This is a genomic window from Xanthomonas sp. NCPPB 1132 (assembly GCF_056629235.1).
Genome location: NZ_CM152819.1, coordinates 1,098,994 through 1,119,566, shown reverse-complemented (window position 1 = coordinate 1,119,566; position 20,573 = coordinate 1,098,994). Strand labels below are relative to the sequence as shown.

The window sequence follows — 20,573 nt, the reverse complement described above, 5'->3', positions numbered from 1 at the left end:
CTCCTACAGGCGCGCGGCGTTCGCGCGCTCGCGTACCTCGGCGAAGGTCCAGTCGTGCAGCAGGCGGCCGTTCTCCCACACGGTGACCATCGCATCGTCGTAGCCGGCCGGGCCGGCGACCGCTTCGGCCGACACCGCGTCTGGCGCCACCGGCTCGGTGCGGTAGCTGCCGTACTCGCGGTGCCGCAGCAGACGCATGCGCCCGCGCTTGCTGAGCTTGCCCTTGTCGGTGACCGGATCCTTGTAGACATCGATCCAGCGGCCGTCGACGCGCGCGGCCGAGCACTTCAACGCGAACTTCTGGGTGTCGCGGTCGAGCCGCTGCAGCAAGGCGCCGCCCATGCCGAAGGCCAGGTTGTCGGTGGCGTAGCCGGCGCTGGTGATGCGCTCCAGGATCGCGCGGATGCTGGTCGGGTTGACCCCGTCGCCCTGGATCACCCGCACGTGGTTGAGCACCTTGTAGCCCTTGCCGTTGACGCTGTGGCCGAACGCCTCGTCGAGCAGTTCCAGGCACTGGTGCACCACTGCCACCGGATCGCCGGAGTCCGGGCGGATCACCACGGTGGCGCCGGAGGCGATCACCTCCTCGCGCAGCGTGGTGCCCCAGTGCTCGCGGATCGCGTGGAAGATGTCGTAGCTGTCCGACACCACCGCGACCACGCCGCCGGGCTTGCCGAACTGCTTGAGCATGTTGCGGTACGCATCGACCTCGCGCTCGCGGCCCCAACTGGTGATGGTGCTGTGCTCGGCGGCGGGGATCGAATAGCCGGCCATCGGCTCGTGGTAGTGCGCGCGCGCCAGCAACAGCCCGGACACGGTGTCGGTGCCGAGGAAGTTGACCAGATGCGCCGCGCCGCCGATCGCCGCCGATTCCAGGCTGGACACGCCGCGCGGGCCGAAGTCGTGCAGCTTGAACGGCAACTGCCCGTCCGGATCGTCGCTGGTGCGCTCCAGGAACTGGCGCAGGGTCTGCTTGGCGTGCCAGCTCACCGTGGCCACGGTCACCGGGTACCAGATGCGCAGCAGCAGCGTCTCCAGGTACGACGGCACCCAGTAGGCCTGCGCGTCGGTGGACTCGATGGTCATCAGCGCATTGTGGGTCGGCACCACGCTGCCCTCGGGCACGGCGCGGATGCGGATCGGCAACTGGCCGCCGAGGCGGTCGACGATGTCGCGCCAGCCGGCCTCGTTGAACGGCTCGCCATGCGCGGCGAACAGGTCGCGCGCCTCGTCGATGTCGGCATGGGTGACAGGGCGGCCCAGCGCCTCCTTCAGGATCGACTGCAGGCCGAAGAACACGGTGCGGTCGTAGACGCCGCCGCGCGATTCCACATAGAAGAACGTGGCGTCGGTGCCGGGCGGGTACTGCAGCCAGTGGCTGGCCTTGTAGCTGTCGGTGTTGAGCAGCAGGTTGTTCAGGCATTGCATGACGGAAGCTCCTTCGCGTCTGGGAAAGCCGGCGGTCTGTCCGCCGGCCGGGAAGGCCGCGTCAACCGCGGCCCAGGAAGAATTCGAGCAGGTGCAGATGGTCTTCGAACAGTTTCGGACCCATGCCCAGCACTTCGCTGACCGGCACCCAGCGCGCCTTGTCGGCGTCGTCGCCGCCGCGCACCTCGGGCAGTTCGCCGAACACGAACTCGAAGTGGAAGGCATGGGTGATGGTGCGCCCGCGCAGGCTGCGTTCGGGGTGGTCGAAGACGTGGCGGTTCTTCAGCGAGCCCTTGAGCACCGGCACCGGGATCTTCAGCCGGGTCTCCTCGCGCAGCTCGCGCAGGCACGCATCGAGGATGCTCTCGTGCTGGCCGACGAAGCCGCCCGGCAGCGCCCACAACCCCTTGCCCGGCGCCGCGCGGCGGCGCACCAGCAGCACGTGCCCGGAGTGCACCACCACCGCGTCGGCGGTGACGAAGGTCGGCGGATACGGCGCCTCCTTCCAGGTGGCGCGGTACTGCTCGATGAACTGGTATTCGGCGAGCAGTTCGGCGTACGACGGCGAGTTCTTGCGGAACGCCTCGAGCATGTCGAACACCGGCGTCGGCACGTTGCCGCGCAGCATCAGCAGCGCGCCGTGGAAATCGATGCTGCCGGCCTCGAACAGGTAACGGCGCAGCTCGGTCGCCGACAGCGTCTCGGTGTGCTGCACGTCGACCAGCGGCCACTGCGGGAACTCGCGCAGGTAATAGCTGCTGGCGTCCTTGTCCATGCCGATCAGGCCGATCCGCGCCTCGGCGCTGCCGCCGTCGCTGCGCACCGCCTCGGCCACCGTGGACTGCACCGCGGCGATCCACTGGCTTTCGTTGTACAGGTGATCGCGCAGCGGACGCAGGATCAAGCGCTCGCCGGCACCTTCCAGCGCGGCCTGGATCATCACGCTGCGCTCGGCAACGGTCCAGGGATTGCGGATGGTGCGGGGAGTCTCGGCCGAGCCGATCAGGAAGATGAGTTTCTGTCCACGCGCCAGGGCGTGGCGGGCAACGGCAGCGTGGCCGTTGTGGAAGGGCTCGAAGCGCCCGATGAACACCAGATAGTCGAACTCCATGAGCATCCCTCACGGTTGGTTGATCGCCGCGGGTCTGTCCCTTGGCGTGGGCGAAATGCTACGCCGATGCCGCATCGCGTCAAGTGACGCACCGCGCAGATTCATCGGCCATCCAGACAGCGCGCGCGGACGTCGCGCCGGCGACGCTGCAGTGCAGCGCGCGTCGCCACAGCGATCGCGCTAGCCTCGTGCGCGCCGCGGCCATGGGGACCGCCCGGCACGTCGCGCCGGCCACCGTTCGCGGCCGCGCGACGCCCTCCTTCCCTCCTCCCATCACTGCGAGAATCGCATGAACCGATCGAGCAAGCGCGTGTCCGCCTGGCTGCTGGTGTTGTTGCTCGCCTGTCTGTGTGCGCCGGCCATGGCGCAGACCTTCGCCAAAGGTGCCGATGTCAGTTGGATCGACCAGCAGGAGAGCAGCGGGCGCGTGTTCCGCAATGCCTCCGGCGCCACCACCGATTTCTTCTCGCTGCTCAAGGGCACCGGCGTCAACGCGATCCGGCTGCGCGTGTGGGTCAATCCGCAGGGCGGCTGGAACGACGGTGCCGACACGCTGAACATGGCCAAGCGCGCGAAGGCGCAGGGCATGCGCATCATGATCGACTTCCACTACAGCGACAGCTGGGCCGATCCCGGCAAGCAGACCAAGCCGGCGGCCTGGAGCAACCACGACTTCGCCACCCTGGTGAAGGACGTGTATTCGCACACCAACGGCATCCTGTCCTACCTCAAGTCCAACGGCATCGACGTGAGCTGGGTGCAGGTGGGCAACGAGATCAACAGCGGCATGCTGTGGCCGGACGGCAAGACGCCCAACTTCGGCAACCTCGCGCAGCTGATCAACAGCGGCTACAACGCCAGCAAGTCGGTCTACCCCAACGCCAAGGTGATAGTGCACCTGGCCAATGGCTACGACAACGCGACCTTCCGCTGGTTCTTCGACAGCCTCAAGTCGGCCGGCGGCAAGTGGGACGTGGTCGGCATGTCGCATTACCCGTCCACCAATGCCTGGCAGAGCGCCAACACCCAGATCGCCAGCAACATGCAGGACATGGTGACGCGCTACGGGTCGGACGTGATCGTCAGCGAGGTCGGCATGGACTGGCAGCAGGCCGCCACCACCCGCGCGATGCTGGCCGATCTGCTCAGCAAGACCCGCGCGCTCGGCAGCCGTGGGCTGGGCGTGTTCTATTGGGAACCCGACGCGTATCCGGGCTGGCAGGGCTACACGATGGGCGCGGTCGACAACAACGGCAAACTCACCCAGGCGCTGTCGGCGTTCAACTGATCGCCGCTCGGCAGGCGCGCCACGCGGTGGTCACCGACACCACCGCCGTGCCACCATCGCGTGCTCCGCTCCTGTCGAGATCTGCCATGTCGCTGTCGTCCGCGCGCACGCTCGCGCTTCCTCTGCTGCTGGTGCTGGGCGCGTGCATCGCGCCGGCGCAGGCGCGCACGCCCGCAACGCCCGCTGCGCCGGCCCCGCTCAAGGTGATGAGCTTCAATGTGCGCGTGCCGGTCGACACCGACGGCGACAAGCGCTGGGACGTGCGCCGCAGCGCGATGGCCGCGCTGATCCGCGCGCAGCATCCGGACGTGTTCGGCACACAGGAACTGGTCGAGCGCCAGGCCGACTACCTGGCCGCGCAATTGCCGGAGTACCGCTGGTTCGGTCCCAGCCGCGACGGCAAGGACGACGGCGAACGCATGGGCGTGTTCTACGACAGCCGCAGGCTGAAGCTGGTGGACTCGGGTCACTTCTGGCTGTCGGACACGCCGGAGGTGATGGGCAGCATCAGCTGGGGCCATCCGCTGCCGCGCATGGTCAACTGGGGGCTGTTCGAGCGCGTCGGCGATGGCCGCCGCTTCTACCTGTTCGACACCCATCTGCCCTATCGCGACGAGGACGAAGCGGCCCGCGCCAAGGGCGCGGCGCTGATCGTGTCGCGGCTGAAGGCGCTGCCGGCGGACGTGCCGGTGGTGCTGACCGGCGACTTCAACACCGTGCCGGACTCGCCGACCTACCACACCCTCACCGCCAGCCTGGCCGATGCACGCACGCAGGTGGCGCAGCCGCGGGGCCCGGAAGCGACCTTCCACGATTTCACCGGCCACCCGGACCGGCGCATCGACTGGATCCTCTCGCGCGGGCTCAAAGCAACCGACTACGCCACGCTCGACGCGCGGCCGGAGGGCCACTGGCCGTCGGACCACTTCCCGGTGATCGCCACGTTCGCTTGGCCGCAGTGAGGCGCGTGGGCCTGTGGCATGGACCGCAGGCCTGCGAACGGGAGCGGTTCCTATCTGTTCGGTATCAGCCGCGGCGAGGCGCCAGCGGTAAAGCCTTTCGCGGCTGAAGCCGCTCCTACCAGGCGACGTCATGCCTGGTAAGGCAGACGGTCAACTAACGAAGTGCCGCTCGTCGTAGGAGCGGCTTCAGCCGCGACGCGCATGACGTGAAAGGCCTTGGCGTGGCTGGCTGGCCAAGGCCACATCGAGCGCTGCAAGACAGGCAACACCTCCGGCAGAGCCAAAGCAGAGGCGCGTGATCCGCTCAGTTCTTCAGCCTCAATCTTGCACCGGAAAGCATCCGGCTCCGGTAGCAGTCGGGACTGAAGTCCCTCCCACAGGAAGCACCTGCGCTGACAAAGGGCCGTGCGCCCGCAGGAGCGATTCAGCCGCGACACGCGTCACCGGGAACAGCCGTCGCAAGCGATCCCGAACAGCGTAACAAAGCCGGCGCCTGCGAGTTAACGATGCCTCGCTGCACCATTGCGCAAGCGCATCGTCAGAGGCGTCCGTCATGCGCCAGCCGACGGATCCTCAGTCCGCCGGCGCGGCATGCGCGCACAACCAATCGAGGACCTCCTGCACCGGCGACGATGGCGCCGGTGTCGGTCGCCACACGATCGACAACTGGCGCAACGCCCACGGCTCCTGCAGCGGCACCGCGACCAGTTGCGCGCGCACGCTGACCCGCTCCAGCGCCGCCTGCGGCAGGATCGCCACACCGGCGCCGCGCGCCAGCATCCGGCACAGCGGTTCGATGCCGTGCACCTGTGCGCGCAGACGCAACTGGCCACCGGCACGCGCGGCCTGGGTCCGCAGATGCTGCTGCAACGCGCTGTCCTCGGCCAGGCCGAGCAACTGCGCCTGCCACACCTGCGCAAACCGCAGCTGCGACGCCTGTGCCAGCGGGTGCGTGGCCGCGGCCACCAGCACCAGCCGGTCCTGTCGGAACGGGCGGGCCTGCAGGCACTGCAGATCGGCGTGATCGGCGATCACCGCCAGGTCGGCGCGTTGCTCGCGCAGCGCGTCGGCCGCGGCGACGCTGCCCTGCTCGCGCAGCGCCAGATCGATGCGCGGATGCGCCACCAGGAACTCGGCCAGCACCTCCGGCAACCACTCCGACAGCGCCGCAGTATTGGCCAGCAGGCGCACACTCGCCTGATGGCCGCCGGCGTATTCGCCCAGTTCGCTGCGCATCGCCTCGGCCTGGCGCAGCAACTGCCGCGCGTGCCGCAGCAACGCGGTGCCGGCCGCGGTGAGGCCGACGCCGCGCGGGCCGCGCTCGAACACCGCGACGCCGAGCTGCGTCTCCAGCGCGCGGATGCGTGCACTGGCGGCGGCCAGCGACAATGCGGCGCGGTCGGCGCCGGCGGTGATGCTGCCGGCTTCGGCCACCGCCAGGAACAGCCGCAGATCGGTGAAATCCAGGTGCATCGGCGCTCCCGCCTTCGTCGTTGCCGAAGTCTGCCTGAAGCATTCGCGCATTGTCCGGCCGCCGCGGCACGCCGATGCTCGACGTCATGGACACGCTCGCCCCGCACCTGCTGCCGATCGCCCTGGTCTTCCTGCTGGCCGGCGGCGTCAAGGGCGTGGCCGGCATGGGCCTGCCGACGGTGGCGATGGGCCTGCTCGGGCTGTGGCTGACGCCGACCGAGGCGGCGGCGCTGCTGGCATTGCCGTCGCTGCTGATCAATCTGCAACAGGCCTGGGGCGCAGGCACGGGCGCGCTGCTGCGGCGGCTGTGGCCGCTGCTGGCCTGCATCGTCGCCGGCACCTGGTGCAGCGCCGGCATCCTCGCCGGTGCCGACCCGCGGCTGGCGCGCGCCGGGCTGGGCGCATTGCTGGCGCTGTATGCCCTGCTTGGGCTGAGTCAGTGGCAGGGGCGCCTGTCGCCCTCGCAGGCGCGCTGGGCGGGGCCGCCCGTGGGCCTGGCGACCGGATTGCTGACCGGTGCCACCGGCGTGTTCGTGTTGCCGGTGCTGCCCTACCTGGTGGCGCTGGAGCTGCCGCGGGACATGCTGATGCGCGCCCTCGGCAGTTGCTTCGCCGCGGCGACACTGGCGCTGGCCGCGGCATTGATCGCGCACGGCGCCTTTCCCTCGCACGCGCTGGGTCCATCGCTGCTGGCGCTGCTGCCCACCGCCATCGGCATGTGGCTGGGCACGCGGCTGCGCCAGCGCATCTCCGCCAGGACGTTCCGCCGCGTGTTCTTCCTGACCTTGCTGGGATTGGGTGTGCACCAGGTGTGGCAGGCGCTGGGCTGAAGAGGTGGTTTCGCCGCTGTATCGCGCAGCGGTAGGAGCGGCTTCAGCCGCGACGGGGTCCTCTCGAGAATGCTGGGTCGCGGCTGAAGCCGCTCCTACGATGCCACACGGCGAGGACGCGGCGGATCAACGCCGCTTCCCGCGGTGCGTACCGATCCAGGAGATGGACTGCCGGCCCACGCAGCCCGCCAGTTCCTCCGCACCCACCGACACCGTGGATCGACCAGCGCATGACGATGGCGCATATCGGCTACCTGCAAAATCCGACCTGCAACAAAAAACGCGCCACCGCTGGGCGATGGCGCGTTCGTGTTCGGACGAAGGCGGCGAGCGGACTCAGTCGGCCCAGCGCCCCGGGCCGGTGGACTGCGGCAGCACCTGCACCGACAGCGGGCGATCCTTTTCCAGCAGGTTGACCGCATCGCTCAGGATCGAGGCCGATTCGCGCAGCAGCGGGTCCGGACGCTTGTCGACCAGCTTCTCGCGCGCGGCATCCTTGATGATGTCGCGCTCGTTGCCGGTCAGGCCGTCGTCGCTGCTGTCGTCGGCCAGCGGATCCAGCGGCAGGCCGAGTTGCTTGCGGACCTCCTGGCGCTGCTTGCGCTGCGCGTCCTGTTTCTCACGCTCGGCGCGGCGCTCGGCCTCGTTGAGCACCACGTACTTCTTCGCCGCCTCGTCGCGGAACTGGCGCACATCCTCTTCCCACCACTGGAATTCCTTGTCGTTGGCGATGCGCGTGGTGTGCAGCGCCTCCAGCTTGGGCAGCAGCGGCGCGAAATTGCCGTACTGGGTGTGCGGCACCGCGGCGATGCGGCTCCACGGCAGCGCGTTGTCGTAGGTGCTCTCGCCGAACTCGGTGGCATCGACGCTGGCCGGGAAGGCGATGTCCGGCACCACACCCTTGTGCTGGGTGCTGCTGCCGCTGACGCGGAAGAACTGGGCGATGGTCAGCTTGACCTGGCCGAAGCGGTCGGTCTCGTTGGCCGGCCAGCGGTCCAGGTCGACGATGTTCTGCACCGTGCCCTTGCCGAAGCTGGTCTCGCCGATGATCAGGCCGCGGCCGTAATCCTGGATGGCACCGGCGAAGATCTCCGACGCCGAGGCGGAACCACGGTTGATCAGCACCGCCAGCGGGCCGTCCCAGGCCACGGCCGGGTTCTGGTCGCTGTTGACGGTGACGCGGCCGCCGGATTCGCGCACCTGCACCACCGGGCCCTGCTCGATGAACAGGCCGGTCAGCTCGATCGCCTCGTCCAGCGAACCGCCGCCGTTGTTGCGCAGGTCCAGCACCACGCCGTCGACCTTGTCGGTCTTGAACCCGGCCAGCAGCTTGGCCACGTCGCGGGTCGCCGAGGCATAGTCCTTGGCGTTGCGGCGGCGGCCTTCGAAGTCCTGGTAGAACGCCGGCAGCTTGATCACGCCGATGCGCCGCGCCGGCTCGCCGTCCTTCGCCGGCAGTTCGATGGTCTCGCCCTTGGCGGCCTGTTCGGCCAGGCGCACCTTCTGCCGGGTCAGCAGCACCTGGCGATGCTTGCCGTCCACGCCGGCTTCGGCGGGGATGTACTCCAGGCGCACCTGGGTGTCCTTGTCGCCGCGGATCTTGGCGACCACGTCGTCGATGCGCCAGCCGATCACGTCCTCGACCGGACCGCTCTTGCCCTGGCCGACGCCGACGATGCGGTCGCCCGGCTTGAGCGTGCCGTCCAGCGCGGCCGGACCGCCCGGGATCACCTCGCGGATCACCACCAGGTCGTCCTGCTTCTGCAACTGCGCGCCGATGCCTTCCAGCGACAGCGACATCTGCTGGTTGAAGTTCTCGGCGGTGCGCGGGGTGAAGTAGTCGGTGTGCGGATCGACCGTATTGGTGTAGGCATTCATGAAGAACTGGAACACGTCCTCGCTCTTCAGTTCCTTCACCGAGTCGTCGAGGTTGGCGTAGCGCTTATCGAGCGTCTTGCGGATGTCCTCCGGCTTCTTGCCGGCGAGCTTGAGCCGCAGCCAGTCGTTCATCACCGACTTGCGCCACAGCGCATCCAGCTCTTGGTCGTCCTTGGCCCACGGCGCGTTCTTGCGGTCGTACTCGAACTTCTCGTCGCCGTCGAAGTTGAAGTCCTGCTTGAGCAGCTTGCGCGCGTAGGCGATGCGCTCGTCCGCCCGCTGCCGGTACACGGCGAATATCTGGAACGCCGGTTCCAGCTGGCCGGAGGAAATGTTGGCGCCGAGGTTGTTCTGGAAGCTCGCGAACTTGTCGATATCGGCCTGGGTGAAGAACTGCTTGCTGCCGTCCAGGGTCTCCAGGTACTTCTTGAAGACCTCCTTGGAGGTCGCCTCGTCGAGGGCGCGCGGCCGGTAGGCGTAGCGGCTGTCGGAGAGCAGGCCGTACACCAGCTTGGCGGTGGTGGCCTGGTCGGCGGTGGCAGCGGCCGGCAGGGCGGGCGCATCGGTACGGGCGAACAGCGCCAGCGGTGCGGTCAGCGCAAACGCCAGCAGGAAGGCGGAAGCTTTGAATTTCATCTGGGGACTCTCGGCACCAGGCCGTCAGGGGGGCAGCACATCGCGTGAGACAACACGACAGTGACGCAAGTTGCAGGCCGTGTCACCTGTTCATGAAGCAGACTAGCGGCGTGCCTGCGCAGAAGTGTGAACGCTGCCGGTGCGAGCCGCGCGGACGGTCGTCCTGCGGCGACGAACGCGCGTCGCCGCCGCGCACAGGCGCGATCGACGACGCGGCTCAGGAGGACGCGATTCAGGCGGCGACGCCGGCGCCGGCCGCCTGGCGATCGGCGTGATAGGACGAACGCACCATCGGCCCGGAGGCGACGTGGCTGAAGCCCAGCGCGTTGCCGTACTCCTCCAGCGCCTTGTACTCGTCCGGCGTCCAGTAGCGCATCACCGGGTGGTGATGGGCGGTCGGCTGCAGGTACTGGCCGATGGTGACCATGTCCACGTCGTGCGCGCGCAGGTCGCGCAGGGTCGCCTGCACCTGCTCCAGGGTCTCGCCCAGGCCGAGCATGATGCCGGACTTGGTGGCGATCGCCGGATGCTGCGCCTTGAACTTCTTCAGCAGGGTCAGCGACCACTGGTAGTCGGCGCCGGGGCGCACGTTCGGGTACAGGTCCGGCACGGTCTCGATGTTGTGGTTGAACACGTCCGGCGGATTGGTCGCCAGGATCTCCAGCGCGCGGTCCATGCGGCCCTTGCCGCGGAAGTCCGGGGTCAGGATCTCGATGCGGGTGTTCGGCGCGGCGACGCGGATGGCGCCGATGCAGTCGGCGAAATGCTGGGCGCCGCCGTCGCGCAGGTCGTCGCGGTCGACGCTGGTCACCACCACGTACTTCAGGCCCATGTCGGCCACGGTCTGCGCCAGGCTGGCCGGCTCGCCCGCATCCGGCGGCTTGGGCCGGCCGTGTGCGACATCGCAGAACGAGCAGCGGCGGGTGCAGACCTCGCCGAGGATCATGAAGGTGGCGGTGCCGTGGCCGAAGCACTCGTGGATGTTCGGGCAGCTGGCCTCTTCGCAGACGGTGACCAGGCGGTTCTCGCGCAGCTTGGCCTTGAGGTTCTGCACCGCATTGCCGGAGGGAATGCGCACGCGGATCCACGAGGGTTTGCGCAGCACCGGCGCATCGGCGAACTGCACCGGCGAGCGCGCGATCTTGTCGCCGCCCAACTGCTTGACGCCGGTCTGCAGCGGCGCGGGCGCGCTGTCGCCGGAAAGGACCTGCAAGGGAATGGAGCGTGCGCTGGGCTGGGTCATGGCGTGGTCGGCGGGCAGGCGGTCAGGCCGCGTGCGTGAGCGAAAGATCGGGCAAGGCGTCGAGCGGCTGCAGGGTCAGCCCGAACTGGCGCGCCAGTTGGGCCAGCAGGACCGGGGTGACCGCCTGCATGCCGGAGGGACCGCCCAAGTCTAGCACCGCGGTCACCTGCAGGCCCTGGTAGCCGCAGGGATTGATCCGGTGGAACGGCTCCAGGTCCATCGCCACATTGAAAGACAGGCCGTGGAAGGTGCAGCCGCGGCGCACGCGGATGCCGAGCGCGGCGACCTTGGCGCCACCGACGTAGACGCCCGGCGCACCTTCGCGGCGCTCGCCGAGGATGTTCCATTCGTCGAGGGTGTCGATGATCGCCTGCTCGATCCGGCACACGTAGTCGCGCACGCCGATGTGCAGCCGGCGCAGGTCCAGCAGCGGGTACACCACCAACTGGCCGGGGCCGTGGTAGGTGACCTGGCCGCCGCGATCGACCTGCAGCACCGGGATATCGCCGGGCGCCAGCACGTGTTCCGGCTTGCCGGCCTGGCCGAGGGTGAACACCGGCTCGTGTTCGACCACCCACAATTCGTCGGGCGTGGCCTCGTTGCGCGCATCGGTGAAGCGCTGCATCGCCCGCCACACCGGCTCGTAGGGCTGGCGGCCGAGCTGGCGCACCCGGCACGGCGGCAGCGTGGGGGCCTGCGCCAGTGGCGCGTCCCCGGCTACAGCGTCCACTTCACTTCCGGGTGCTCGCGCAGCGCCTGGTGCGCGGCGTCGTACTGGGCACGGTCCAGCGCACGGAAGGCGATGCGCACCGACACGTACTTGCCGTTGGACGAATGCTTCCAGCTGATGCGCTCCTCCATCACCTCCACGCCAGCGGCGGCGAGCAGGCGCGGCAGTTCGGACTCCAGGCCGGTGTTGGCCGTGCCCATGGCGCTGAGCTCGAACACGCCGGGGAACTGAAAACCGTGATCGGGGTTATCGGAAGTGATGTCCATGCCCGCATTATCGGGCCGGCGCCGGGCAAACCCAAGGCCGCGCCGGGGTGGACGGCAGCGGCCCGGGTGCTGCCAGCCGCATGAAGCGCAGGCCCGTGTACGTGCAAGGCACCGGTGTGGCGCGGCCCCGCTGCCTCGACATGGGGCTCCCTGCGCGGGTCATTGCGCACCATCGCCTTCACTCGACAAGAGCGCGAATGGGACAGACAAACCCAAACGGACGAATTTGTCCGCTACGGCACTTTTGCCTATCCTTCACTGCACGGGCTGCGTTCATGGTCCGGGATGTCGCCGGCATCGACTGCCTGCAGGCGGACATCGCCGCTCACGCCTTTTCCGACCAGAGACGCCGCCCATGCCGTCGCCCCGCCCGCTTTTTCCGCTGGCCATCGCCCTGGCCTTCGCCTCGGCCCCAGTCGCCGCCACCACGCAATGCCCACGCGACACCCTGGAAGCGACCGCGCCCACGGTCAACGTCCGCGTCGACAACGACCTGTTCGGTGGCGCCGGCCAGGACCAGGGCTATACCAATGGGTTCGGCCTGATCATCGTCTCGCCGAACCTGCGCGACTATACCGACGACCCCTGCCTCCCGCGGCTGGCGCGGGCGGCGAACCGCGCCCTGACCTGGCTGCAGCCGAACAGCGACTTCACCCAGCGCAACATGACCTTCGCGATCGGCCAGGCGTTGTTTACCCCCACCGACAAGACGCGCCGCGACCTGATCGAGGACGACCGTCCCTACGCCGGCCTGTTGCTGATGAACATCGGCTATAACGCGCGCAACGACGACCGCCTGCGCACCACGCAACTCACCCTGGGCCTGGTCGGCCCGTCGGCGCAGGGCAAGCAGGTGCAGGATGCGGTGCACGACCTGCTGGGCGACGCCAAGTTCCAGGGCTGGGACAACCAGTTGCACGACGAGCCGGTGTTCCGCGTGCTGCACGAACGCCTGCGCCGCTGGTCCGGCGACGGCAGCCGCGACGGCTGGGGGTGGGACGCGATCAGCCACTGGGGCGGCGCGCTGGGCACCCTGGATACCCACGCCAATGCCGGCATGGAACTGCGCCTGGGCTGGAAGCTGCCCGACGATTTCGGCAGTTCGCCGCTGCGCCCCGCCGGCGAGAACGTCGCCCCGCCGGCCGACAGCGTCGGCAGCGGCTGGTCGGCGCACCTGTTCGTGACCACCGATGGACGCTGGGTCTTGCGCGACATCACCCTGGACGGCAACACCTTCCGCGACAGCCACAGCGTGAAGAAGCGCCCCTTCGTCGGCGACGCCGGCATCGGCCTGGCGGTGATGCGCGGCAAATGGAAGTTCGCCCTCGCCCGCTACTGGCGCACCCGCGAGTTCGACCTGCAGCGGCAGACGCCGGTGTTCGGCAGCTTTACAGTGAGCAGGCGGCTTTAGCCGCCGGGATTTGGGAGTCGGGATTCGGGATTCGAAGGTCTTCACGAGCGCGCGGTGCCGTAGGAGCGGCTTCAGCCGCGATGCTTTACCGGGAAAGCCTCGCGGCTGAAGCCGCTCCTACAAGAAGCGAGGGCAGCACGCGCTCTCGCCACCAATCCCGAATCCCCACTCCCGAATCCCCAAGAAAAAAGCCGGCGTCAGCCGGCTTTTTTCAAACAAATCATTCCGATTCCCACCACATCCAGAAGCTGTCCCACAGGCGCTTGAAGAAGCCGGCCTCGTCGACCGCCTTGAGCGCCACCAGCGGAGCCTGCGCCACCACCTTGCCGTCCAGGCTTACCTTGACCGTGCCGATCTGCTGGCCCTGCTTGATCGGCGCCTCCAGGGTCTTGGGCACTTCGATCGCCGGCTTCAATTCGTTGTAGCGGCCGCGCGGCACGCTGACCAGCAGCGGCTGCGCCACGCCCAGCAGCACCTGCTTCTCGGTGCCCTTCCACACGCGCTGCTGCGCGACCTGCTTGCCCGGCTCGTACAGGCTGTGCGTCTCGAAGAAGCGGAAGCCCCAGTTCAGCAGCGCCAGGCTGTCCTCGGCGCGCTGCTTCTCGGAACTGTCGCCCATCACCACCGCGATCAGGCGCTGGTCGCCGCGCTTGGCCGAGCTGAGCAGGCAGTAGCCGGCTTCGGAGGTGTGGCCGGTCTTGATGCCGTCCACGCTCGGGTCGCGCCACAGCAGCAGGTTGCGGTTCGGCTGGGTGATGTCGCCGACGCGGAATTCCTTGATCTTGTTGTAGGCGTAGGTTTCCGGATAGTCGCGCACCATCGCCCGGCCCAGCAGCGCCAGATCGTAGGCGGTGGTGTAGTGGCCGTCGGCGGACAGGCCATGGGCGTTGACGAAGTGCGAGCCGGTCATGCCGATCTTCTTCGCATACTCGTTCATCAGCGAGGCGAAGGCTTCCTCGCTGCCGGCGGTATGTTCGGCCAGCGCGATCGCCGCGTCGTTGCCGGACTGGATCGCCATGCCCTTTTCCATGTCTTCCAGGCGCGCGGTCTTGTTGACCGGGAAGCCGCTGTAGCTGCCGTCGGTGCCGGCGCCGCCCTCGCGCCAGGCACGCTCGCTGAGCATGACCTGGTCGTCGCGGGTGATCTTGCCCAGCTTCAGTTCGGCCGCGATCACGTACGAGGTCATGACCTTGGTGATGCTGGCCGGAGCCACGCGCTCGTGCTCGTTCTCGCCGGCAAGCACCTGACCGGTGGCGTAATCCATCAGCACCCAGGACTTGGAGACGGCCGGCTTGGGCGCGGGCGGGATCGCCACGGTGGCCGGAGCGGCGGCAGCGGCGGCCGGCGGCGCGGGAACCGGACCGGGCGTCTGCGCGGAAACCAGGCCGACGGCGAACGTGGCCACGGCAGCGACGGCGAAGCGGAATTTCATCTAAAACGACTCCTGGCGGGCCCGAAGGCCGATGGAAAACGCGACATTGTAGGCCGAGCCGACGCCCGGGCAGGCGCGGCGCGGGCACGCGCGCGAACCTGCGTTAAGCCATCGGCGCGATGCGGGCCCGCCATGGCAGGCCCGTGGCCTCAATCCTTGACGATCTGCGGGCGGCCGAAGCCGAGGCCGGCGATGCGCGTGGCCAGTTCCGCGGCGCGGCCATGATCCTCGGCCGCCACCCGCAGCCGCCACAGGGTGCGGCCGCCGGAGACGATGTCGCTGATGCTGGCGCCGACGATGCCGGCCGAGGCCAGCTGCGACAGCGCGCGGTTGGCGTTCTCGCGGCTGGCGAAGCTGGCCACCTGCAGCAGGATGCCGAGCGGACCGCGCGCGCTGTCGGCGTCGGCCCGCGGCTCGGCGATGGCGACCGCTCTGGCGGGAGTCGCCGGCGTCGACGTGGCCACGGCGACGCTCGGCACAGGCGCGGCAGGGGCGGCCGTGGGCGTGGCGGCTGCGGTACCGCGGGATCCGCGCACCGGGGTGCTCGCCGCGGCCACGCTGGGCGCCGGCGTGGTCGGCTTGCCGGTGGCCACGCGCACGCCACGCGACTTCATCCACGCGTCGAAGCGGTCCGCATCGCCGACCCGGCCCGGCGCGTCCTGGACGCGATAGCGCCAACGCTCACCTTCCGGCAGCGCGGCGGCCGTGGCGGTCGCCGCGGCGGCGGTCGGCGCGGTCACGGCAGCCACCGGCACGGTACGCGCCGGCGCGGCCGCGGCCCCATTGCCGCCGGCCGTTCCGGCCGACGTCGCCGGCAGGGTCTTGACTAGGTTGTCCATGTCCGCCGCGCGCCGCACTGCCGCGGGATCGCGCGTGGCGGTCGCGCTGGACGCGCTGGCCAGCAGCGTCGCCGGGCGCCGGCCGGGAGTGCGCCGTGCCAGCAGGTCGCCGTTGTCGGCCGGGGTCAGGCCGCGCACTTCCACGCGGCCGGTGCCCTTGCCGGTGATGCCGAGCTTGACCGCCGCCGCGTAGCTCAGGTCGATCAGCCGGTCGTCGTGAAACGGGCCGCGATCGTTGATCCGCACCACCACCGATTCGCCGTTGTCCAGGTTGGTGACCAGGGCGAAGCTGGGCAGCGGCAGGGTCTTGTGCGCGGCGGTGAACGCGTACATGTCGTAGACCTCGCGGTTGGAGGTCAGGCGGCCATGGAACTTGCTGCCGTAGTACGAGGCGGTACCGCGCTCGACGTAGCTGTGCGGATCGTCGATGACCACGTACTCGCGACCCAGCACCATGTACGGGGAGCGGTTGCCGATCGCCGAGCGCGGCTCGTCGGTGACCAGCGGCTCGGGAATGCAGGCGACGTTGGGCACGTAGTCCGGAGTGCTGTCGCGCACGCCGGGCGCGTACAGGCCGCCGGCGGTGTAGTTGCCGCGCTTGGACGGGTCTTCCTTGGCCGGCGCGTAGGGCGAGGTCGAAGGGCAGCCGGTGGCGACATGCGCCGGGCCCTTGCCCTCGACCCGGATGCCGGGTCCGGCGCCGCCGGCGGTCTTCTTCGGGGCGCTGCTGCAGGCGGCCAGCGCCAGCACAGCGACGACGGGAGCGATCCGGAGCAGCGCGTTCGGGTTCATGCCGGGGGTAACTCCTTGCCGGCGATGGCCTGGGACAGTTGATAGACAGCCATCGCGTACATCTTGGAATTGTTGTAGCGGGTGATCGCGTAGTAGTTCTGGAAGCCCAGCCAGTACTGCTTGCCGGCGCTGCCGTCGAGGGTGATCGGCGTGGCGGTGCCCGCCGTCGCCGGCACCGGCGCGGTCGGCGTGTAGCCGCGCGCGGCGAGGTCGGCCAGGGTGTAGGTCGGCGTCCAGTCGGTCGGATTGAATTCCTCCGCCCCCGGACGCAGCGTCGCCGGCACCGCGACCAGTCCGTCGCGCACCCAGCCGCCCTTCTTCACGAAGTAGTTGGCGATCGACGAGAACGCGTCGTCGTAGTCGGTGAACAGGTTGCGCTTGCCGTCGCCATCGCCGTCGACCGCGAACTGGCGGTAGCTGGAGGGCATGAACTGGCCCAGGCCCATCGCGCCGGCGTAGCTGCCGATCAGGCCGGTGATGTCCAGGTTCTCCTCGCGGGCCAGCGCGAACAGCTGGCCGAGCTCATCGCGGAAGAACAGCTCGCGGCGCACCTCGCGCTCGAGCTTGGCCGGGTCGCCGCTGCGCGGGTAGCGGAACGCCAGCGTGTACAGCGCATCCAGCACGCGGTAGGAGCCGGCGTTCTTGCCGTAGCTGGTCTCCACGCCAATGATCGCCACGATGGTCTCGGCCGGCACGCCGGTGCGCGCCTGCACCCGCTGCAATTCGTCGCGGTGCGTGGCCAGGAACGCGCGACCGCCGTCGATGCGCGCCTGGCTGATGAACATCGGCCGGTACTCGCTCCACGGCTTGACCCGCTCGGCCGGGCGCGACATCGCCGCGACGATCGCATCCTTGAACTGTGCCTGCGCCAGGGTCGCCTCGATCTGTGCCGGCTCGATGCCGTACTTGGTCGCGGTGTCGCGGACGAAGTTGGCGCGGGCGACCTCGAACGGCACCGGGGTCAGGTCCACCGGCGGCGCCTGCACCGCCTCGGGTGCGGCTTCGACCGGCGGTGCCGGGCGTGGGGCCGGCGGCGGCGCGCTGGCCTGCGGCGGCGACGGCGGCGCCTTGGGCTGGGTCGCGCATGCGACCAGGCCAAGCGTGAGCAGGCAAATCAGCGAGCGTCGGATCATGCCGGCAGACTAACAGATTCAAGATGAATTTCTACCAATAACGCCATGAAACAAAAGAACTTTGCCGCAGGTCAAGTGCACCTGCAGCATTCTCCTCCAGCGTGCTACCGCACGTCCCGCGGCGCTTGCCGCCGCAGGCGCGTGAAATGGCGCCAGACGTGCCTCCGCGGGCAGCGCAAGGCCTTGGATCTGATGCCTCGCTCGGAACGCCGGGCCGCACCCGGCGCAGCGAGCCGCACGCAACATCGGCACGCACCGCCCTGCCCGCGCATCGCCCCTGCCAGCGCATCGCACAAAACAACCTGGACTGCCGAGGGATGAAGGGCGACGGGTTTGCCGCGCAACGGGCTACAGCGCCGGAAACCCCGGCGCGCTGGCGCAGGCGGGGACCGACCCGGCCAGCGTGATCGCATAGGTGGAGGCGGCGCTGCTGTCCTGGCTCAACTGCAGGTTGGAATCGTCCACGCCGATGCGCGCGTTGCTGGCATGCAAGGCGGTGACGTCAGCGGCCACGTGCGCGAGCACCAGGTCGAGCGGCGTCGCGGCGCTGTCGCCCTGCACGGTGCTGCCCTTGCCGGCAGGCGTGTCCTGCGCGCGCAGTCCGTCGACCACGATGCCGGCGAAGGTCGGCACGCTGCCGCTGCGGCTGCCGCCGTGGTCGTGGCCGTAGCGCGGCGTGATCACCAGCGGCCTGGCCACGCCGAACAGGCAGGTGTTGCGGTAGAGCACGTCGCGCACCGGGCCGCCCTTGGCCGGGCCGGTCTTGATGCGCAGGCCATTGTTGTCGGTGGCGACGATGCCGTCGGCGTCGTGGCCGACCAGGCGGTTGCCGTCCACCAGCACGTTGTCGACGCCGTACATCACCTCGCTGCCGATGGAGATGCCGTGGGTGCCGTAGAAGCGCGAATCGCGCACGGTGATGGCGGCCGAACGCGCCGCGCTGGTCTTGATCGCGATGCCGTCGTCGCCGGCCATCACGTCGTTGTCGGCCAGGGTCGCGTTGCGCACGCTGTCCAGATCCAGGCCGTCGGTGTTGGGGCTGTTGGCCGGCGCCCTGACCCGCACGCCCCACACGGTGACGCCGTCGCCGCCGTGCACGAAGAAGTGGAAGTACGGCGCATTGATCAGGTTGACGTGGTACAGCTGCAGATCGGCGACGTCCTGCGCACGGATCAGGTCGGGCGCGTTCTGGGTCAGGCCGGCGGCCTTGGCGCTGCGCGCGAACTGCCACCAGCTGTCGCTGCCGCCGAGCATCGGCAGGTCGCCGCGGCCGTCGATGCTGCCCTGGTGGCCGGCGGCATCGCGCACGCCCATCACCCCCAGGGCGCGCCCGTGCAGGGTGATCAACGCGCGGCAACTGCCGCTGCGGTCCGCGGCCTGGCCGCAGGCGCTGCGGCCAGGCGCCTGGTAGTCGGCGGGCTGGCGCGAGGCGAACAGGGTCACGCCGCTGTCGATGACCAGCGTGGTGTTGCTGCGGATCGTCAACGGCCCGCTGAGAAACGCGGTGCCGCTGCCGGCGCGCAGCAGCACCGCGCCGTGCGCGCCGTCGGCGCAGCGGTCGAGCGCGGCCTGGATGCGTGCAGTGTCCGGCGGTCGGCGCTCCTGCGCGTCTGCGAAGCGGCGTTGCTGCGCCTGCAGGGTCGCATCCAGGGTCGTGCACACCGGCGGCAGCTGCGGTTCGACGGCGCGGCGGGCATCGCCGGTCGCGGCGGCGCTGGCGAACGCCACGGCAGCGAGCAGGCCGCCGCACACCAGCGCAACGCGCAGGCGCAGGCTCATTGCCGCAGCGCGGCGTGCGACGGCAGCAGCGCGGCGGCGGGCGATGCCGTGGCCGCGGCAGGACGCGGCGCGCGCAGTTCGGCCACGGGCAGGCGCGCGTCGGCGGACAGTTGCTGCCAGCGGTCGTCGACGATCGTCGCCAGCCCCGCCGGGTGTTGGTCGAAATGGTGACCGCCGTGCAACACCACCACCTCCGCGCCGCGCGCACGCAATTGCGGGCAGAGCGTATCGGTTTCCTTGTCGCCGTACACGCACAGCAACTGCGCCGGGGCGATGCGCGCCACTTCCGGCTGTACCGGCAAGGCATCGTCGGCGTCGCCGAGATTGAACCAGCCGCGCACCCGGATCTGGAAATCGGCCTTGTGCTCCAGGCCCAGCAAGGCCACCAGGCCGACCTGCTCGCGCTGCGCCGGCGGCAGCCGGTTGACCATGAACGGCAACGTGGTGGCGCCGAAGGAATAGCCGACCAGCAGGATCTTCTGCGGATGCCAGCGCTGCTGGTAATAGGCGATGACCCGGCTCAGGTCGGCGCTGGCCCGCGCCGGCGGCTTGGCCCGCCAGAAGTAGCGCAGACTGTCCCAGCCGACCACGGCGATGCCGCGGCGCTGCAGGGCCTCGGCCATGCCCTTGTCGATGTCGCGCCAGCCGCCGTCGCCGGACAGCACGATGGCCAGCGGCGCGCCCGGGATGTTCGACGGCAGTTCGGTCAGCGGCAGGTCGTCCAGCGCACCGCCGCGGCCGCGCGCATGCAGGTGTGCGGCGACACGCGACGCCAGCGCGGCATCCACGCCGCCATCGGCCTGCGCCGCCACGGTATCGACAAAACCCTGCGCCGGGGTGGCGGCGGCGGTGCCGGCGCAGACCTCGGTGGGTGCCGGCGCCACACCGATGGCGCCGCCCAGGGTCGCGGTCGGCGCGGCCCCGACGATGCGCTCGGCGAGGGTCGCGGCGGTGCCGGTGCCGGCCAGCACCGGCAGGTAATAGCTGTCGCCGTGCAACTGCCGCTGCAGCCGCCGGCTCAACTGCTCGGCGTCGTGCCAGGCCTTGTCGCAGCCGTGGCCGCCACGCCGCAGGTGCTTGAGATAGCGTTGGCCGTCGACCACCGCGACCAGCGCGCCGCTGGCGGCGATGCGCTGCGCGGCGGCCTGCCGCTGCGCCGGGCTGCCGCTGGCCAGCAGGATCACCAGGCCCTGCGGCGTGCCCTGCGGATGCACGAGGGTCGCGCGGCCGTAGCCGCGGGCATGCAGCGCCCCCGGCGGAAAGTAATAGCGCAGCAGTGCGTAGCCGCTCAGGCCCAGCACCACGCTCGTCAACAGCAACACACGCAGGAATTTCATCAAGA

General features: G+C 69.6%; 16 protein-coding genes. 4 read left to right on the top strand and 12 right to left on the bottom strand.

The features are described from left to right. Positions 1–3: 3 nt before the first annotated feature. Positions 4–1,428, bottom strand: coding sequence for a nicotinate phosphoribosyltransferase (locus tag AC1G9L_RS04850; protein WP_019800461.1), 1,425 nt, complete (start codon positions 1,426–1,428; stop codon positions 4–6). Between the two features lie 61 nt (positions 1,429–1,489). Then, complete coding sequence (locus AC1G9L_RS04845) at positions 1,490–2,545, bottom strand: bifunctional nicotinamide-nucleotide adenylyltransferase/Nudix hydroxylase (protein ID WP_481070386.1); 1,056 nt, start codon at positions 2,543–2,545, stop codon at positions 1,490–1,492. A gap of 283 nt (positions 2,546–2,828) precedes the next feature. Between AC1G9L_RS04845 and AC1G9L_RS04840 the strand changes: the two genes are divergently transcribed. Both AC1G9L_RS04840 and AC1G9L_RS04835 read left to right on the top strand, forming a co-directional pair. Next, complete coding sequence (locus tag AC1G9L_RS04840; protein WP_019800459.1) at positions 2,829–3,827, top strand: glycosyl hydrolase 53 family protein; 999 nt, start codon at positions 2,829–2,831, stop codon at positions 3,825–3,827. Positions 3,828–3,913: 86 nt separating this feature from the next. After that, positions 3,914–4,789, top strand: a complete 876-nt coding sequence (locus AC1G9L_RS04835; RefSeq protein WP_019800458.1) for an endonuclease/exonuclease/phosphatase family protein — start codon at positions 3,914–3,916, stop codon at positions 4,787–4,789. 573 nt (positions 4,790–5,362) lie between these two features. Here the strand turns inward: AC1G9L_RS04835 and AC1G9L_RS04830 are convergent. Next, on the bottom strand, positions 5,363–6,262 hold the full coding sequence (locus AC1G9L_RS04830; protein ID WP_481070385.1) for a LysR substrate-binding domain-containing protein: 900 nt from the start codon (positions 6,260–6,262) through the stop codon (positions 5,363–5,365). Between the two features lie 86 nt (positions 6,263–6,348). On the opposite strand from AC1G9L_RS04830, the gene AC1G9L_RS04825 reads away from it, so the two are divergent. Further along, a complete protein-coding gene (locus AC1G9L_RS04825) occupies positions 6,349–7,092 on the top strand; it encodes a sulfite exporter TauE/SafE family protein (protein WP_481071018.1) in 744 nt (247 codons plus the stop codon). A 336-nt stretch (positions 7,093–7,428) separates the two neighbouring features. Here AC1G9L_RS04825 and AC1G9L_RS04820 read toward each other — a convergent pair whose 3' ends face one another. From AC1G9L_RS04820 to AC1G9L_RS04805, 4 genes are all read right to left on the bottom strand, one after another. Continuing rightward, complete coding sequence (locus AC1G9L_RS04820) at positions 7,429–9,606, bottom strand: carboxy terminal-processing peptidase (RefSeq protein ID WP_019800105.1); 2,178 nt, start codon at positions 9,604–9,606, stop codon at positions 7,429–7,431. 232 nt (positions 9,607–9,838) lie between these two features. After that, positions 9,839–10,849, bottom strand: a complete 1,011-nt coding sequence (lipA, locus tag AC1G9L_RS04815) for a lipoyl synthase (RefSeq protein ID WP_010343118.1) — start codon at positions 10,847–10,849, stop codon at positions 9,839–9,841. A gap of 22 nt (positions 10,850–10,871) precedes the next feature. Then, positions 10,872–11,579: a lipoyl(octanoyl) transferase LipB gene (gene lipB / locus AC1G9L_RS04810; RefSeq protein WP_481070384.1), complete on the bottom strand. Its 708-nt coding sequence runs from the start codon at positions 11,577–11,579 to the stop codon at positions 10,872–10,874. Then, positions 11,567–11,845 carry a DUF493 family protein gene (locus AC1G9L_RS04805; RefSeq protein WP_019800102.1) on the bottom strand — a complete coding sequence of 93 codons (279 nt, stop codon included), beginning with the start codon at positions 11,843–11,845 and terminating at the stop codon, positions 11,567–11,569. Before AC1G9L_RS04805 ends, lipB begins: the two co-directional genes overlap by 13 nt. Before the next feature lie 355 nt (positions 11,846–12,200). Here AC1G9L_RS04805 and AC1G9L_RS04800 point away from each other — a divergent pair, with 355 nt between their 5' ends. Next, a complete protein-coding gene (locus tag AC1G9L_RS04800) occupies positions 12,201–13,256 on the top strand; it encodes a lipid A-modifier LpxR family protein (protein WP_019800101.1) in 1,056 nt (351 codons plus the stop codon). 220 nt (positions 13,257–13,476) lie between these two features. Here the strand turns inward: AC1G9L_RS04800 and AC1G9L_RS04795 are convergent, their stop codons facing one another. The 5 genes from AC1G9L_RS04795 to AC1G9L_RS04775 all read right to left on the bottom strand — a co-directional run bounded on the left by AC1G9L_RS04795 (position 13,477) and on the right by AC1G9L_RS04775 (position 20,568). After that, the gene (locus AC1G9L_RS04795; RefSeq protein ID WP_010343114.1) at positions 13,477–14,688 is read right to left on the bottom strand and encodes a D-alanyl-D-alanine carboxypeptidase family protein; all 1,212 of its coding nucleotides are present in this window, start codon (positions 14,686–14,688) and stop codon (positions 13,477–13,479) included. Positions 14,689–14,837: 149 nt separating this feature from the next. After that, positions 14,838–16,319: a septal ring lytic transglycosylase RlpA family protein gene (locus AC1G9L_RS04790; RefSeq protein ID WP_481070383.1), complete on the bottom strand. Its 1,482-nt coding sequence runs from the start codon at positions 16,317–16,319 to the stop codon at positions 14,838–14,840. After that, positions 16,316–17,452, bottom strand: a complete 1,137-nt coding sequence (mltB, locus tag AC1G9L_RS04785; RefSeq protein ID WP_481070382.1) for a lytic murein transglycosylase B — start codon at positions 17,450–17,452, stop codon at positions 16,316–16,318. The genes AC1G9L_RS04790 and mltB overlap by 4 nt, the downstream gene beginning before the upstream one ends. A gap of 348 nt (positions 17,453–17,800) precedes the next feature. Continuing rightward, on the bottom strand, positions 17,801–19,231 hold the full coding sequence (locus AC1G9L_RS04780; RefSeq protein ID WP_481070381.1) for a glycoside hydrolase family 28 protein: 1,431 nt from the start codon (positions 19,229–19,231) through the stop codon (positions 17,801–17,803). Continuing rightward, on the bottom strand, positions 19,228–20,568 hold the full coding sequence (locus tag AC1G9L_RS04775) for a virulence factor family protein (RefSeq protein WP_481070380.1): 1,341 nt from the start codon (positions 20,566–20,568) through the stop codon (positions 19,228–19,230). Before AC1G9L_RS04775 ends, AC1G9L_RS04780 begins: the two co-directional genes overlap by 4 nt. Positions 20,569–20,573 lie beyond the last annotated feature (5 nt).